This is a genomic window from Streptomyces sp. NPDC046727, from assembly GCF_040645635.1.
Taxonomy (GTDB): domain Bacteria; phylum Actinomycetota; class Actinomycetes; order Streptomycetales; family Streptomycetaceae; genus Streptomyces.
Window position 1 is genome coordinate 21,546 of the sequence record NZ_JBEYYR010000038.1, and the last position, 14,300, is coordinate 35,845.

At 74.3% G+C, this 14,300-nt stretch carries 15 protein-coding genes; 8 read left to right on the forward strand and 7 right to left on the reverse strand.

The genetic code is table 11. The annotated features are described in order from the left end of the window. Positions 1–43: 43 nt before the first annotated feature. On the reverse strand, positions 44–1,231 hold the full coding sequence (locus ABZ937_RS34230; protein WP_361697661.1) for an MFS transporter: 1,188 nt from the start codon (positions 1,229–1,231) through the stop codon (positions 44–46). 363 nt (positions 1,232–1,594) lie between these two features. Here ABZ937_RS34230 and ABZ937_RS34235 point away from each other — a divergent pair, with 363 nt between their 5' ends. Beyond that, positions 1,595–1,990 (forward strand): luciferase family protein, encoded by a 396-nt coding sequence (locus ABZ937_RS34235; RefSeq protein WP_361697663.1) that lies wholly within the window; start codon positions 1,595–1,597, stop codon positions 1,988–1,990. Between the two features lie 54 nt (positions 1,991–2,044). Here the strand turns inward: ABZ937_RS34235 and ABZ937_RS34240 are convergent, their stop codons facing one another. Beyond that, positions 2,045–2,824 (reverse strand): DeoR/GlpR family DNA-binding transcription regulator, encoded by a 780-nt coding sequence (locus ABZ937_RS34240; RefSeq protein ID WP_361697665.1) that lies wholly within the window; start codon positions 2,822–2,824, stop codon positions 2,045–2,047. A 176-nt stretch (positions 2,825–3,000) separates the two neighbouring features. On the opposite strand from ABZ937_RS34240, the gene ABZ937_RS34245 reads away from it, so the two are divergent. Together ABZ937_RS34245 and ABZ937_RS34250 are read left to right on the forward strand one after the other, a co-directional pair. Then, positions 3,001–3,882, forward strand: a complete 882-nt coding sequence (locus tag ABZ937_RS34245) for a sugar isomerase (protein WP_361697667.1) — start codon at positions 3,001–3,003, stop codon at positions 3,880–3,882. A gap of 33 nt (positions 3,883–3,915) precedes the next feature. Further along, a complete protein-coding gene (locus ABZ937_RS34250; protein WP_361697669.1) occupies positions 3,916–4,776 on the forward strand; it encodes a ketose-bisphosphate aldolase in 861 nt (286 codons plus the stop codon). On the opposite strand, the gene ABZ937_RS34255 is transcribed toward ABZ937_RS34250, so the two are convergent. Further along, positions 4,773–5,906 carry a methyltransferase gene (locus ABZ937_RS34255; RefSeq protein WP_361697670.1) on the reverse strand — a complete coding sequence of 378 codons (1,134 nt, stop codon included), beginning with the start codon at positions 5,904–5,906 and terminating at the stop codon, positions 4,773–4,775. The genes ABZ937_RS34250 and ABZ937_RS34255 overlap by 4 nt on opposite strands. Before the next feature lie 67 nt (positions 5,907–5,973). On the opposite strand from ABZ937_RS34255, the gene ABZ937_RS34260 reads away from it, so the two are divergent. Together ABZ937_RS34260 and ABZ937_RS34265 are read left to right on the forward strand one after the other, a co-directional pair. After that, positions 5,974–6,624: an alpha-ketoglutarate-dependent dioxygenase AlkB gene (locus tag ABZ937_RS34260; protein WP_361697672.1), complete on the forward strand. Its 651-nt coding sequence runs from the start codon at positions 5,974–5,976 to the stop codon at positions 6,622–6,624. Positions 6,625–6,673: 49 nt separating this feature from the next. Continuing rightward, on the forward strand, positions 6,674–7,912 hold the full coding sequence (locus ABZ937_RS34265; RefSeq protein WP_361697674.1) for an ROK family protein: 1,239 nt from the start codon (positions 6,674–6,676) through the stop codon (positions 7,910–7,912). A 15-nt stretch (positions 7,913–7,927) separates the two neighbouring features. Here the strand turns inward: ABZ937_RS34265 and ABZ937_RS34270 are convergent, their stop codons facing one another. Genes ABZ937_RS34270 through ABZ937_RS34285 form a run of 4 tightly spaced genes read right to left on the reverse strand, consistent with a single transcriptional unit; the run spans position 7,928 to position 10,436 of the window. Next, complete coding sequence (locus tag ABZ937_RS34270; RefSeq protein ID WP_361697676.1) at positions 7,928–8,845, reverse strand: phosphotriesterase; 918 nt, start codon at positions 8,843–8,845, stop codon at positions 7,928–7,930. After that, positions 8,842–9,426, reverse strand: coding sequence for a DUF4865 family protein (locus ABZ937_RS34275; RefSeq protein ID WP_361697677.1), 585 nt, complete (start codon positions 9,424–9,426; stop codon positions 8,842–8,844). The genes ABZ937_RS34270 and ABZ937_RS34275 overlap by 4 nt, the downstream gene beginning before the upstream one ends. Before the next feature lie 23 nt (positions 9,427–9,449). Further along, a complete protein-coding gene (locus ABZ937_RS34280) occupies positions 9,450–9,839 on the reverse strand; it encodes a cupin domain-containing protein (protein WP_361697679.1) in 390 nt (129 codons plus the stop codon). Between the two features lie 6 nt (positions 9,840–9,845). Next, a complete protein-coding gene (locus tag ABZ937_RS34285) occupies positions 9,846–10,436 on the reverse strand; it encodes a TetR/AcrR family transcriptional regulator (RefSeq protein WP_361697681.1) in 591 nt (196 codons plus the stop codon). A gap of 175 nt (positions 10,437–10,611) precedes the next feature. On the opposite strand from ABZ937_RS34285, the gene ABZ937_RS34290 reads away from it, so the two are divergent. The 3 genes from ABZ937_RS34290 to ABZ937_RS34300 are packed head-to-tail and all read left to right on the forward strand — an operon-like array spanning position 10,612 to position 14,206. Next, complete coding sequence (locus ABZ937_RS34290) at positions 10,612–10,902, forward strand: SHOCT domain-containing protein (RefSeq protein ID WP_361697683.1); 291 nt, start codon at positions 10,612–10,614, stop codon at positions 10,900–10,902. Further along, complete coding sequence (locus ABZ937_RS34295) at positions 10,899–11,648, forward strand: ABC transporter ATP-binding protein (RefSeq protein WP_361697685.1); 750 nt, start codon at positions 10,899–10,901, stop codon at positions 11,646–11,648. The genes ABZ937_RS34290 and ABZ937_RS34295 overlap by 4 nt, the downstream gene beginning before the upstream one ends. After that, a complete protein-coding gene (locus ABZ937_RS34300) occupies positions 11,645–14,206 on the forward strand; it encodes an FtsX-like permease family protein (protein WP_361697687.1) in 2,562 nt (853 codons plus the stop codon). The genes ABZ937_RS34295 and ABZ937_RS34300 overlap by 4 nt, the downstream gene beginning before the upstream one ends. Positions 14,207–14,300: the final 94 nt, after the last annotated feature.

Genomic DNA, 14,300 nt, shown 5'->3' on the forward strand with positions numbered 1-14,300 from the left:
CGGTCACGCCGCCCAACGGGCCGGAAGCCGTGGTTCCTGGGCGTCAGCGGCCCAGTGCCCGGCGCGTCGACACCCCGATGACGGCGGCGACGGCGGCCAGCGCGGCCACGCTGGTGAGGGCGGCGGGCAGGGAGAACCAGTCGGCCATGAAGCCGATCGCGGGCGGTCCGAGGAGCATGCCGCCGTAGCCCAGCGTGGAGGCGACGGCGACACCGGAGGGGCCGGCCAGCGCGCCCGCCCGTTCCACGGCGACCGGGAACAGGTTGGCGAGCCCGAGCCCGGTGATCGCGAACCCGGTCAGCGCCGCCCCTGCGGTGGGCGCGAGCGAGCCGAGCAGCATGCCGGCCGCAGCGACGGTGCCGCCGGCGACGACCGTACGGGCCCGGCCGAGGCGGGCCAGCAGGGCGGTCCCCGTCAGCCGGCCGGCGGTCATGGCGAGCGCGAAACACGCGTACCCGGCAGCCGCGGTGCCGGCGGAGGCCGCGAGGTCCTGCTGGAGATGGAGCGCACCCCAGTCGGCCATGGCTCCTTCTCCGTAGGCCGTGCACAGCGCGACGAGCCCGAGGACGAAAACCAGCCCGCGCCCGCCCGGCCTGCCTCCCTGCTCCGCCGGCGAGGACGGTGTGCGCTCCGGCGGCGCCGGTGGCTCGTGCCGCAGCAGGGTGCGCCCGGCCACGGCCGTGACGATCAGCCCGATCACGGTGAGGCCGAGGAGATGCCGGGTGGGGGAGAGGGTGCCGGCGACCAGCCCGCCGAGGCCCGCGCCGACCATGCCGCCCAGGCTGAAGGCGGCGTGGAAGCTGGGCATGACGGGCCTGCGCAGAGCGGCGACCAGGTCGACCGCCGCGCTGTTGAAGGCCACGTTCACCCCGCCGTAGGCCGCGCCGAACAGCAGGAGGACGGCCCCCAGCGCCGGCGCCGAGTGGGTGAGCGGGGGCAGCGCGACGCTCAGCGCGAGCACCACCATCCACGCCACGGTCACCGGATGACTGCCGTAGCGACGGCACAGCCGGCCGGTCAGCGTCATGGTGAGCACGGCTCCCGCGGAGACCCCGAGCAGGGCCAGCCCGAGGGCGCCGGCGGAGGCGTGCGTCTGGTGCTTGATGTCGGGGATGCGGACCACCCATCCCGCGAAGACGAAGCCGTCCAGCGCGAAGAAGGCGGTGATCGCCGCACGCAGCGCCGTGAGGCTCCGGCCCGGCACGACGCTGTGCGTTCGGGTTTTGTTCATTTGCGGCACAAACTCAGCGTAGGGGTGGGCGGGGAGGCGGGCAAGAGGAGTGTCTCCTGCTCGCGGGTCCCGGCCGTGCGTGCCGTCACATCCCGTGGCTCGGACGTGCGTGCCGGTGAAGCACGGAACAGGTGCGCGAGATGGCCGGACGCGTCGGGGTGAAGTGCCGGCGCGACAGGTCTTCGGTACGGGGTGACCTGCGGTTTTCCTGGGTCGGCGAGGTCCGGCCGGGAAACCCGGGCAGGGGTCGGCCTGTTCGAGGGGTGGATGGGTGTGCGGGTTCCGGAACGTGCGGGGCGTACAGGTCGGTTAATGCTTGCTCACGAGCTGGTTGCGAGCGGGTGAGCGCGCCATGATGGGCCCATGACGTTGGCCTGGCGCGCGCTCGCGCAACTGGCGAACTGGCCCGACCTGAGACAGACCGTCCCGAGTTGCGGCCAGGGGCAAGCGGTGAGTTCGGCCCGGGGTGAAGTCGTTCACTTCCACTCCGAGCGCGATGTCGATCTGCGGCTCACCGACCGGGCCATCCGGCGGTTCGCCAAGGACCTCAGGGGCTCGGGTGCGATCAGGATCGTGCCCGGCTCGCAGTGGGTGACCCTGCGCATGGACGCGGCGAGCGACGTCGACCTGCTGCTGACGCTGGTGAGCGTGGCACTTCAGGCCCAGCAGATGGCGGTCGACCCGGACGACCGGCCGGCGGTCGGCTGCAACGACCAGCGGGGCGCGGGGTTCGTGAAGGCCGACCTCGGCCGCATCTGAGGCGACCGGGGCCGCCGTGACGCGCGCTCCGCGATCCGCGAGACCGGCCGCGGCTCACACCGCCAGGACCCGCACCCCCGCCTCCTCGAAGCGCCGTACCGTCTCCTGCTCCACCGCCGTGTCCGTCACCAGCGTGTCCACCAGATCCGCCCCGCAGATCCGGGCGAACGCCCGCCGGCCCAGCTTGCTGGAGTCGGCGGCGACCACCACCCGTTCGGCGCGCTCGCACAGCAGCCGGTTGATCGCGGCCTCCGCCTCGTCGTGCGCCGCCGCCCCGTGCGTGACGTCGAAGCCGACGACGCCGAGCACGGCCACGTCGAGCGTGATCTGGCCCAGCACCCCGTCCGCGAGCGGGCCGATGAGTTCGTACGACTGTGCCCGCGCCACCCCGCCCGTGACCACGATCTTGAACTGGGGGCGTACGGCGAGTTCGTTCGCGATGTTGAGGGCGTTGGTGACGACGGTCAGGGCCGGGGAGCCGGTGGCGAGGTCGCCGCGAACGGCCAGCGCGCGGGCCACCTCCGTGGTGGTCGTACCGCCGGTCAGCCCCACCGCCTCGCCCGGCGCGACGAGTTCGGCCACCGCCTTCGCGATGCGCTGCTTCTCCGAGGCGCGCCGGGCCGTCTTGTAGCGCAGCGGGAGCTCGTACGACACCCCGTGCACCACCGCTCCGCCCCGGGTGCGGACCAGCATCTGCTGTTCGGCGAGCTGGTCGAAGTCCCGGCGGATCGTCGCCGCCGACACCGCCAGCTCGGCCGCCGCCTCCTCGACCTCCAGCCGGCCGCGCTCGACGAGCAGTTCCAGCAGCGCCTTCCAGCGGGCGTCCCGGGACATCCGCAGCCTCCGTTCCCCTTGCTTCCGGACGACGGTCCGGGTGCTCTTCCGGCCGTTTCCCGATCGTCTCCGGTCTCCTGGCGACCCTAGCGCACCCAGCCCTGCGCACGAATGCTTGATTGTGCTCGAAAGCTCGCTATATCTTGCAGGAACAATCAGCAGGGGAGGGTGTGGGCATGACCCATGTCGAGAACGAGCTGAACAGCCAGCCGGAGTGCTGGATACGGGCGGCCGAGCAGGCGGGGCGGCACCGGGGAGCGCTGCCGGAGCCGGGGGAGCGGGTCGCCGTCGTCGGCTGCGGGACCTCGTACTTCATGGCCCAGGCGGTGGCCGGCCTGCGGGAGGCCGCCGGGCAGGGCGAGACCGACGCGTTCGCCGCGTCCGAGTTCCCGTACGGGCGGTCGTACGACCGGGTCGTCGCCCTCACCCGGTCCGGCACCACCACCGAAGTGCTGGAGCTGCTGGGCAGGATGAGCGGCCGGACCCGCACCACCGCCGTCACCGCCGATCCCGGCACCCCGGTCAGGACCGCCGCCGACGACCTCGTCGTCCTGGACTTCGCCGACGAACGCTCCGTCGTCCAGACCCGCTTCGCCACCAGCGCGCTCACCCTCCTGCGCGCCCATCTCGGCCTGCACACCGACGCCGTGGTCGCCGACGCGCGCACCGCCCTAGCCGCCCCCCTGCCCGAAGCGCTCGTGGAATGCGGGCAGTTCACCTTCCTCGGGCGCGGCTGGACCGTCGGACTCGCCAACGAGGCCGGGCTGAAGATGCGCGAGGCCTCCCTCTCCTGGACCGAGGCATACCCGGCGATGGAGTACCGGCACGGCCCGATCAGCGTCACCACCGAGGGCACGGCCACCTGGATGCTCGGCGCGGCCCCCGACGGGCTCGCCGAGCAGGTCCGCGCCACCGGCGCGTCATGGATCGAGGAGGAGCTGGACCCGCTCGCCGAACTCGTCCGCGTGCAGCGGCTCGCGGTCGCCGTCGCCGCCGCCCGGGGCCTCGACCCCGACCAGCCTCGGCACCTCACCCGCTCGGTGATCCTCGCCCCCTGAGCCCGCCGGCCCCGTCCCGGAAGGACACCTCACGTGCCCCTCGCGTCCACCGGCGAGCTGGTCACCCGGGCCGCCGCCGCCCGCTCCGCCGTCGCCGCGTTCAACGTCATCACCCTGGAACACATCGAGGCCGTCATCGCCGGCGCCGAGTCGGCGGGAACACCCGTCGTGCTCCAAGTCAGCGAGAACGCCGTCAAGTTCCGCTACGGACGGCTCCTGCCGCTGGCCCGCGCCGCCGTCGCCGCCGCCGAACGGGCCGCCGTACCCGTCGCGTTGCACCTGGACCATGTGCAGAGCGACGACCTGCTGCGCCAGGCACCCGGCGCCGGGTTCAGCTCGGTCATGTACGACGCGGCACGCCTGCCGTACACCGACAACCTCACCGCGACCCGGGCGGCCGCCGCCTGGGCGCACTCCCAAGGGCTCTGGATCGAGGCCGAGTTGGGGCAGATCGGCGGCAAGGACGGCCGGCCTCCGCTGGACGCGCACGCGCCCGGCGCCCGCACCGACCCCGACCGGGCGCGGGACTTCGTCACCCGCACCGGCGTCGACGCCCTGGCCGTCGCCATCGGCAGCGTGCACGCCATGACCACCCGCACCGCCGTCCTCGACCAGGGCCTGCTCGAACGGCTGTCCGCCGCGCTGACCGTGCCGCTCGTCCTGCACGGCTCCTCCGGCGTGCCGGACGACGGACTGGTCACGGCGGTCGGCGGCGGCATCGCCAAGGTGAACGTCGGCACCGCCCTCAACATCGCCATGACCGGCGCGATCCGCGAGTTCCTCGCCGCCCGTCCGGAGGCCGTCGACTCCCGCAAGTACCTCAGCGTCGGGCGGGAGGCGATGGCTTCCGAGGTACGGCGGATCATCGGGGTCCTGTCCCGGAGCGGGGCCTAGCCCCGCTTGACCGCCCTCAACACCACGAACTTGGGATCCGACGCCACCAGCTCGCTGTTCCCGAACAGCCGCTTCAGCTTCACGTGATAGCCGAGGTGCCGGTTGCCGATCACCCACAGCTCGCCGCCCGGCCGCAGCGCACGCTTCGCCCCGGTGAACATCCGCCAGGCCGTCGCGTCCGTGGTCGCCTGGTGGGAGTGGAACGGCGGGTTGTTCAGGACCAGGTCGACACTGCCCGGCGCCACCCCGGCCAGGCCGTCGCCGACCCGGAACTCGGCGTGCCCCGGCACCCCGTTCGCCTTGTACGTCGCCTCCGCCGAGGCCACCGCCTGGAACGACTCGTCCACGAACAGCACCTCGGCCGCCGGGTCGGCCAGCGCCACCGCCGTACCGACCACGCCGTTGCCGCAGCCGAGGTCCACCACGCGCCCGGCGCCCGGGCCGGGCAGGTGCTGAAGGAAGAAGCGGGTGCCGATGTCCAGCCGGTCCGCGCAGAAAACGCCCGCGTGATTGACCACCGTGCGCCCCGACACCGCGCCGACGCCGTCCGGGAGGGCGTAGCCGTACGGCCACGGGTTCGCGGGCCGCTCCAGCGCCGGGTCCGGGGTGGCGAAGATCAGCCGGGCCTTCTGCCGGGCCAGCGAGGTCCGGGTCGGCCCGATGATCCGCTCGAACAGCTGAAGCGTCGAGGTGTGGATCTCCTTCACCATCCCGGCGCCGACCACGACCGTGTCCGGGTGCACGGCGGGCGCCAGCCGCAGCAGCTGGTCCTCAAGGAGTGCGAGGCTCTTCGGTACCCGCACCAGCAGCACGTCCACCCGCTCCGGCGGCGGGTCCTGCGTGGTGAGCAGCCGCACCGCACCCGGCTCCACGCCGGCCCGCGCCAGGTTCGCCCGGGTCGCCTCCTGGCTCAGGAAGGAGTCGGTGATCTGCGTCGGCCGGTGCTCCGCCAGCGCGGTGACCAGCGCGCCCCAGCGGTCCCCGAGCACCACGACCGTGCCCGTGAGCGGCACCTTCTCCTCGGCGAGGTGGCGCAGCAGGTACGCGTCGGAGGCGTCCCAGGCACGCAGCCGGTCGCGGGGATCCTCGGGGAAGCGGGTCAGCTCGACCTCGCCCCACGGTGTCGTCATACGGTCGCTCATCGTGCGTCCAGGCTAGCGGAGCCGCAGATCAGAGGCCGTGCGGCAGGATGGGGGCATGGAGGACGAGCTGTTCCCGCGGGAGCGCGCGGAGGTCGCGCCGGGCGCCGTGCACGTCCCGGACTGGCTGGACACCGAGCGGCAGCGCGCCCTGCTCGCCGCCTGCCGGGAGTGGGCGCGGCCCCCCGCCGGGCTGCGCACGGTCCGCACCCCGGGCGGCGGCACCATGACCGCGCGCCAGGTCTGCCTGGGCTGGCACTGGTACCCGTACGCCTACGCCCGCACGGCCGTCGACGGCGACGGCGCCCCCGTGAAGCCGTTCCCCGACCGGCTCGGCGAGCTGAGCCGTCGCGCCGTGGCGGACGCGCTCGGCCCCGACGCCGTACCGGACGTCCCGTACGACATCGCGCTGATCAACTTCTACGACGGCGACGCCCGCATGGGCATGCACCGCGACGGTGACGAGCAGGCGGACGCGCCGGTGGTCTCGCTGAGCCTCGGCGACACCTGTGTGTTCCGCTTCGGGAACACCGAGACACGCGCGAAGCCGTACACCGACGTGGAGCTGCGCAGCGGCGACCTGTTCGTCTTCGGCGGCCCGGCCCGGCTCGCCTACCACGGGGTGCCGCGCGTCCGCCCGGGCACCGGGCCGGAGCGGCTCGGCCTGGCCGGACGGCTGAACATTACCCTGCGGGTGAGCGGCCTGTAGCCGCCGCCGCGGAGCCACCCCGGGTGCGGATCATGGGAGACTCGCCCTCATGAACGGCAAGGCGGATCCCCGGACAGCGGGGGAGAGGACCACCTCAAAGGCGCGGCTGGACCGGGGGCGCGGTGCGCTCGGGCCCGCGCTGGAGCTGGTGCACACCGGACGGGCGCCGACCCGTGCCGTGCTCACCGCCGAACTCGGCGTCACCCGGGCGACGGCCGGCGCGGTGGCCGCCGAGCTGGAGGCGCTGGGCCTGATCCGGGTGGACGCCCGGCCCGGCTCGGCGGCCGGCTCCCAGGGCCGCCCCTCGCACCGGCTGGAGGTCGCCGAGGACGGGCCGGTGGCCCTCGCGGCGCAGATCCACGCCGACGGCTTCCGGGCCGCGCTGGTCGGCCTGGGCGGGCGGATCGTGGCCACCTCGCCCGGCTGCGAGACCGTCGACGCCGACCCGGCGAAGGTGCTCGGCTCGGTGGTCGAGGCCGGCGCGGAGCTGCTGCGCACGACCGGCCGGCGCTGCGTGGGCGCCGGGCTCGCCGTACCGTCAGCCGTCGCCGAACCCGCGGGCCTGGCCCTCAATCCACTGCACCTGGCCTGGCCCGTCGGCGCCCCCGTCCGGGAGATCTTCGCGGAGCGCGTGCGCTCCGCCGGCATCGGCGGACCCGCGTTCGCCGCCAACGACGTCAACCTCGCCGCGCTCGCCGAACACCGGCACGGCGCCGGCCGGGGCGCGCGGGACCTGCTGTGCGTGGCCACCGGTCACCGGGGCGTCGGCGGCGCGCTCGTCCTGGACGGCCGCCTGCACACCGGCAGTTCCGGCCTCGCGCTGGAGGTCGGCCACCTCACGGTCAACCCGGAGGGCCGCCCCTGCCACTGCGGCAGCCGGGGCTGTCTGGACGTCGAGGCGGACCCGCTGGCCCTGCTCGTGGAGGCGGGCCGCGAGCCGGGCCCCGAGCTGTCGCTGCTCCAGCAGGCCAACGACCTGCTGCGCACCCAGTACGACGACCCGGCCGTCCGCCGGGCCGCCGAAGCCCTCATCGACCGTCTCGGCCTCGGCCTGGCGGGCCTGGTGAACATCCTCAACCCGGACCGCATCATCCTCGGCGGCCTCCACCGCACCCTGCTGGACGCGGACGCCGGCCGGCTGCGCGCGGTGGTCGCCGACCGCAGCCTGTGGGGGCAGAGCGGCGGCGTCCCCATCCTGCCGTGCACCCTGGACCACAACAGCCTGGTCGGCGCGGCGGAACTGGCCTGGCAGCCGGTCCTCGACGATCCGCTGGGAGCGCTGGCCTAGTCCCCGGGGCCGGCTTCATTTCGGGTGCCAGTCGGCCCCGAACGCCCGCCCCGGATGCTCCACCAGCACGCGGTCCACCAGCTCCGCGCCCAGCTCCCGAGCCAGCCGCTGCCGTACCCGGCGCAGCAGGTACGGCATCCCGGGCCCGCCGTCGACCGAGCGGGCCCCGGCCGCCACCGTGTCCCCGCCGAGCAGCAGCCGGTCCCCGAACCCCGCCTCCGCCAGCGCCCGTACCGCCTCCGGCATCCGCCAGTCGGTGGCGTGGTGGGCGCGGGACGGCCCGTCGAAGGCCAGCCAGCAGCCCGACGCGGCGGCCTGCCGGTGCCCCACCGGGTCGGGGGAGCGGTTCAGATGCCCCAGGATCACCCGCTCGCCGGGCACACCCAACTCCCCGCACAGCAGGTCCAGTACGTCCAGCGCGCCGGTGCCCAGCTCCAGGTGCACGGCGACGGCCGCGCCGGTGGCGTGGTGTGCCTCGGCCGCCGCCGACATGGTCCAGCGGGCGTGCGCGTCGAGCCCGTGGAAACCGCCCGCGACCTTGATCAGCCCGGCGCGTACCCCGGTCGCTCCGATGCCCTCGGTGAGTTCGGAGACGAACAGCTCGGCCAGGTCGCCGCCGCGCAGCCGGTCGAGCAGCTCCGGCGCGTAGTGAACCGCTTGGTGCAGACCGGTGGCGCAGACGATCCGCACGCCGGTGGCCCGGGACAGCTCCGGCAGGTCCGCCGCCCGCCGTCCCATGCCGTACGGCGTCCACTGCGCCACGGCAGCTCCGCCCGCCGCGCGGAACGCGGCCAGCTCGGCCCGCGCGGCGGAGACGTCGTCAAGCTCCTGCCCCGGCAACCGCGGGCTGCGCAGGAAGAGGTGGTCGTGCGCGTCGCACACGCCCAGGTCCTCGGGCGGGATGTCGCCGAGGACCGTACGGACGTGGGTCACCACTGCCGTCCGCGCGGGAGCCGGCCCCGGCCGGGCGCGGACAGGTGCAGCACCTCGAAGACGTCCCCGTCGGCCTTGGGCGTGTCGTGCTCCCAGAGCGAGAAGTGGACCAGCTCCCAGGCGCGTGTGTCCACGGCCGCGGCGGCGAGCACCGCGCCGTCCTGCCCGGCCAGCCGCCCGGCCTCGGCCGCGGCGTCCGCCATGAACGCGGCCAACTCGACGCCCTCCGGCACCGGTTGGCGCCGGCGCACGGCGAACGCGGGCGCGGACCCGGCAGCGGTACCCTCCTCGAACGCCAGGCCCGTCCACTGCCGTATCGCCGGCCGACCGAAGTCGTTCACGGGCCCCTGGAAGGCTCCTCCCCACAGGAAGCTGTTCATGCCCTCCATGGTGTTCCAGAGGTAGAACGGGCCGTACTGGTTCACCGGCGAGCCGTTCACCCCGCGCTCGCGCATCACGTACGTCTTGATGCCGAGGCCGTCCCAGTCGTCCAGCAGATGCGCGACACGGGCGACGCGGGAGCGGATGATGCCCATGTCGTAGTCGGCGGGCAGGGTGTACTCGTACTGCATGGCGTGCATGTCTGCGATTCCCTTCTCGGGTCTCAGGCGGGGTAGTCGTCCACGTGCGTGTGCCACTCGGTCGTCGTGCCGTCCTCGGCGGCCTCCACGACCGCGAGATGGGTCATGAAGGTGCGGGGCGCGGCGCCGTGCCAGTGCCGTTCGTCCGGCTCGATCCACACCGTGTCGCCCGCGCGGATCGCCTCCACCTCACCTCCTTCGCGCTGCACCAGCCCCTCGCCCTCCAGGACGTGCAGCACCTGGCCGTGCGGATGCCGGTGCCAGGCGGTGTGGGCGCCGGGGGCGAAGTGGACGTTGAACATGCGCAGTCGGGACGGGGCGGCCGGGGCGGCTATCTCGTCCAGCCAGACCGTGCCGGTGAAGTTCTCCGCCGGGCCTTGCCGGGTGTCGGGACGCCGTCTGGTGATGTGCACGTGAACTCAGTTCTCCTGTCCGGAAGTCGGTGGCGCGAGCAGGGAGAGCAGACCGCGGACACCGGCGTCGAAGGCGGCCGGGGAACCGGAGGCGCGGGCGAGGACATAGCCGCCCTGCAGGGTCGCGAGAACGGTCGCGCCGATCTCCTCGCCGTCCAGCGAGGGCGCGAACTGCCCCTGCCGCTTGCCCTCTTCGACGATCTCCGCGATCAGCTCCCGGATCCGCCTGATCGTCTCGTCCACGGGCGCGCGCAGCTCGTCGCTCGCGATCACGTCCGGGTCCATGGTCAGCCGGCCGATCGGGCAGCCGCGCAGCACCTCACGCTCGCGCAGCAGATACGCCTCGATCCGCTCGTACGGCGTGCCGGGCCCGGCCAGGATCCGCTCGACGGCCTCCCGCAGCTCCTGTGCGGTCCGTCGGATCGCCGCCAGGGCGAGGTCCGGCTTGCCCTTGAAGTGGTGGTACATGCTGCCCTGGCCCGCGCCGGCGCGCTCCAGGATCGCCTTGGGGCTCGTGCCCACGTACCCGCGCTCCCACAGCAGCTCACGGGTGGACTCGATCAGTCGTTCCGAGGTGCTCATGCGGCCACTGTACATACTAGTAGTTACAGTCCGCCAGCCCCCAGGGAGTCCGCGGGGAGCAGGCCGCCACCGCCGCCGTACTCCCCGGGAGGTACCCGAACTGCCGCCGGCCGCACGACGACCCGGACCGCCGCCCGGAGGGAGTCTCGCGGCATCCCCGCACAGAGACCGACAAGGGAGATGACCCGAGATGCAGACCCTGGCGAACTGGGACGGCGGTCCCGGCCCGTGGATCCTGTTCTTCCCGCTGATCTGGGCGGCCGTCGTGATCGGCGTCGTCACCGTGCTGCGCCGCACCGCCCGGCGCGGGCGCGGTGGCCCCTGGCGGCCGGTGGACGCCGGACGTCCGGCGGGCGACGCCCCGCTCGCGGTCCTCGGCCGCCGCTTCGCCTCCGGCGAGATCGACGAGGACGAGTACTGGCGCCGCCTGTCCGTCCTGGAGGAGCAGTTCGGCCACGCCGGCAAGGGCGGTGCGGCATGACCACGGCGACCGCAGTGCGGGCCGCGGCCCGCGTCGTGGACGCGGTGAAGGTGTACGGCGGTGGCGACACCGCCGTGCGCGCCCTGGACCGCGTCGACGTCACCTTCCCCGCCGGACGCTTCACGGCGATCATGGGCCCCTCGGGCTCCGGCAAGTCCACCCTGATGCACTGCGCGGCCGGCCTCGACACGCTGACCTCCGGTGCCGCCTACATCGGTGACACCGAGCTGGGCGCGCTGGACGACCGCCGGCTGACCCTGCTGCGCCGCGACCGGATCGGCTTCGTCTTCCAGGCGTTCAACCTGGTGCCGACGCTGACCGTCGCGGAGAACATCACCCTGCCCCTGGACCTCGCCGGCCGGCGCGGCGACCGGGAGTGGATCGACGCCCTCGTGGACGTCGTCGGACTGCGCGACCGGCTGCACCACCGCCCCTCGGAACTCTCCGGCGGCCAGCAGCAACGCGTGGCCGTGGCGCGGGCGTTCGCCGGACGGCCGGACGTCGTCTTCGCCGACGAGCCGACCGGCAACCTCGACTCCCGCTCCGGCGCCGAGGTCCTCGGCCTGCTCGGACGGGCCGTACGCCAGATGGACCGTACGGTCGTCATGGTCACCCACGACCCGGTGGCCGCCGCCCACGCCGACGAGGTCGTCTTCCTCGCCGACGGCCGGCTCGTCGACCGGATGCAGTCCCCGACCGCCGACAAGGTCCTGGACCGCATGAAGGCCTTCGAGGCGCGGTCATGAACGCATCGCTGCGGATCAGCCTCACCTCCCTGCGCACGCACCGGCGCCGGTTCGCCGGCACGTTCGCCGCCGTGTTCCTCGGCGTCGCCTTCCTGGCCGGCACCCTCGTCATGGGCGATACGCTGCGCGCGAGCTTCGGCAGCATGTTCGGCGAGGCCACGAGCGGCACCGACGCCGTCGTCCGCGGCGCCGACGCCATCACCGCACCCGGCGAGGCCCAGGGCGTACGGCGGCCGGTGGACACCTCGCTGGTGCGGACCGTCGAGCGGGTCCCCGGCGTGGCCGCGGCCGCCCCGGACATCCAGGGCGCCGGCCAGCTCGTCGGCGCCGACGGCGAACCCGTCGGCGGACAGGGGCCACCCACGCTCGCCGGCAACTGGATCACCGATGCCCGGCTCAATCCCTACCGGATCGCCGAAGGCCGGGCCCCGGCCCGGCCCGGCGAGGTCGTGGTGAACCGAGGCGCCGCGAAGCAGGGCGGACTGAAGATCGGCGACACCACCACCCTGCGCACCCCTGACCCGGTGCGGGTGACCGTCGTCGGCCTCGCCACCTTCGGCGGCCAGGACGGCATGGCACAGGTGACCTTCACCGGCATGACCCAGGCCGACGCCGAGAAGTACCTCACCGCGCGGCCCGGACAGGCGGCGGGCATCCAGGTCCGGGCGGCGCCCGGCGTGAGCCGGCGGGAGCTGGTCCGGCGGCTGACTCCCGTTCTGCCCAAGGGAGTCGAGGTCATCACCGGGCAGCAGTCGACGCGTGAGAACACCGACATGATCTCCAGTCAGTTCCTGACCGTGTTCACGACCTTCCTGCTCGTCTTCTCCGGGGTCGCCCTGCTCGTCGCCGCCTTCTCGATCCACAACACCTTCGCCATCGTCGTCGCCCAACGCACCCGCGAGAACGCCCTGTTGCGTGCCCTCGGCGCCGCCCGCGGCCAGGTCACCGCCGCCGCGCTCGCCGAGGCCGGCGTGGTCGCGCTCACCGCCTCCCTGGCCGGACTCGCGGGCGGCATCGGCGTCGCCGCCGGGCTGCGGGCCCTGTTCCCGGCGATCGGATTCCCCTTCCCCGACGGCGCGTTGGTGATCAAGGCCCTGTCGATGGTCCTGCCACTCGCGGTGGGCATCCTGGTCTGCCTGGGCTCGGCGCTCCTGCCGGCCCTGCGCGCCGGACGCACCGCCCCGCTGGCCGCCCTGCGCGAGACCGCGGTCGACTCCTCGGGCGCCTCCCGCGTCCGCGCGCTCGCCGGCACCGCCCTCGGCCTCCTGGCCCTCACCGCGACTCTCACCGGCGTACTCGTCTTCCCGTCCGTCTGGCTCGCCGGGGCGGGCGCGCTGCTCGCGCCGGCCGCCTTCGTCGTCCTCGGCCCGGTCGCCGCGACCACGGCCGTACGACTGCTCGGCGGACCCCTGGACCGGCTGCGCGGAGTCACCGGCGGGCTCGCCCGGCGCAACGCCCTGCGCAGCCCCGGGCGGACGGCCGCCACCGCGAGCGCGCTGATGATCGGCGTGGCCGTGGTCTCGCTCTTCACCGTGTTCGCCGCCTCCCTGAAGGCCACGATGGACCAGACCGTGTCCCGGTCCTTCGCGGGCGACATCGCCGTCAGCACCCCCTCCTACGGCGCCGGCGGCAGCGGACTCAGCCCCCGGCTCACCTCGGCCCTGCAGCGGCTGCCCGAGGTGGACACGGCGGTCGGACTCGGCCGCGGGGTCGCCGAAGTCAACGGCAGCGGCAGGGCGTTGACGGTCACCGACCCGGGCGCGCTGGCCCGCGCCTTCGACCTGGGCACCGTCACCGGCTCGCTGCGCGACCTCGGCGCCGACGGCATCGCCCTCACCCGGACGGAGGCCGGCCGGCAGCACCTGCGCCCCGGCGACCGGGCCCGGCTGACCTTCACCGACGGGCAGACGGACACCTTCACCGTCCGCGCGGTCTACGGCCGGTCCGAACTCGCCGGGGACTACGTCATCACCCGGTCCGCCTGGGCCCCGCACCGTACCCAGGACTCCGACCGCCTCATCGCCGTCACCCTCCGGCACGGCGTGAGCGCCGACGCGGGCAGGGCGGCGGTGCGGGCGGTGGCCGCGCGGTACGGCAACCCCGAGGTACAGACCCGCGACGCGTACGCGCAGTCCTCGGCGGGCGGCATCGACATGATGCTCACCCTCGTCTACGCGCTGCTCGCCCTCGCGGTCCTCATCGCGCTGCTCGGCATCGCGAACACCCTGACCCTGGCCGTGCACGAACGCACCCGCGAACTCGGTCTGCTCCGGGCCGTCGGCCAGACCCGGGCCCAGCTGCGGGCCATGGTCCGCTGGGAGTCGGTCCTGGTCGCCGCGTTCGGCACGGTGGGCGGGCTCGGCCTCGGCGCCTTCCTCGGCTGGGTCCTGGTGAAGGCGTCGGACGGCGCGAGCGACAGCGCGTTCGCCTTCGCCCTCCCGCCCGATCGCCTCGCGGGGGTGGCCCTGGCCGGTGTCCTGGCCGGCGCCCTCGCGGGCCTGCGCCCGGCCCGCCGGGCGGCCCGCCTGGACGTACTGCGGGCCATCGCGACGGAGTGAGGACGAGGAAGGCCCCGGGCCTCTTCCGAGGGGCCGGGGCGGGGTGAGGGCCGGGGCTCATGCCGTGGACCCGGGCCGGCTCATGTCGTGGACA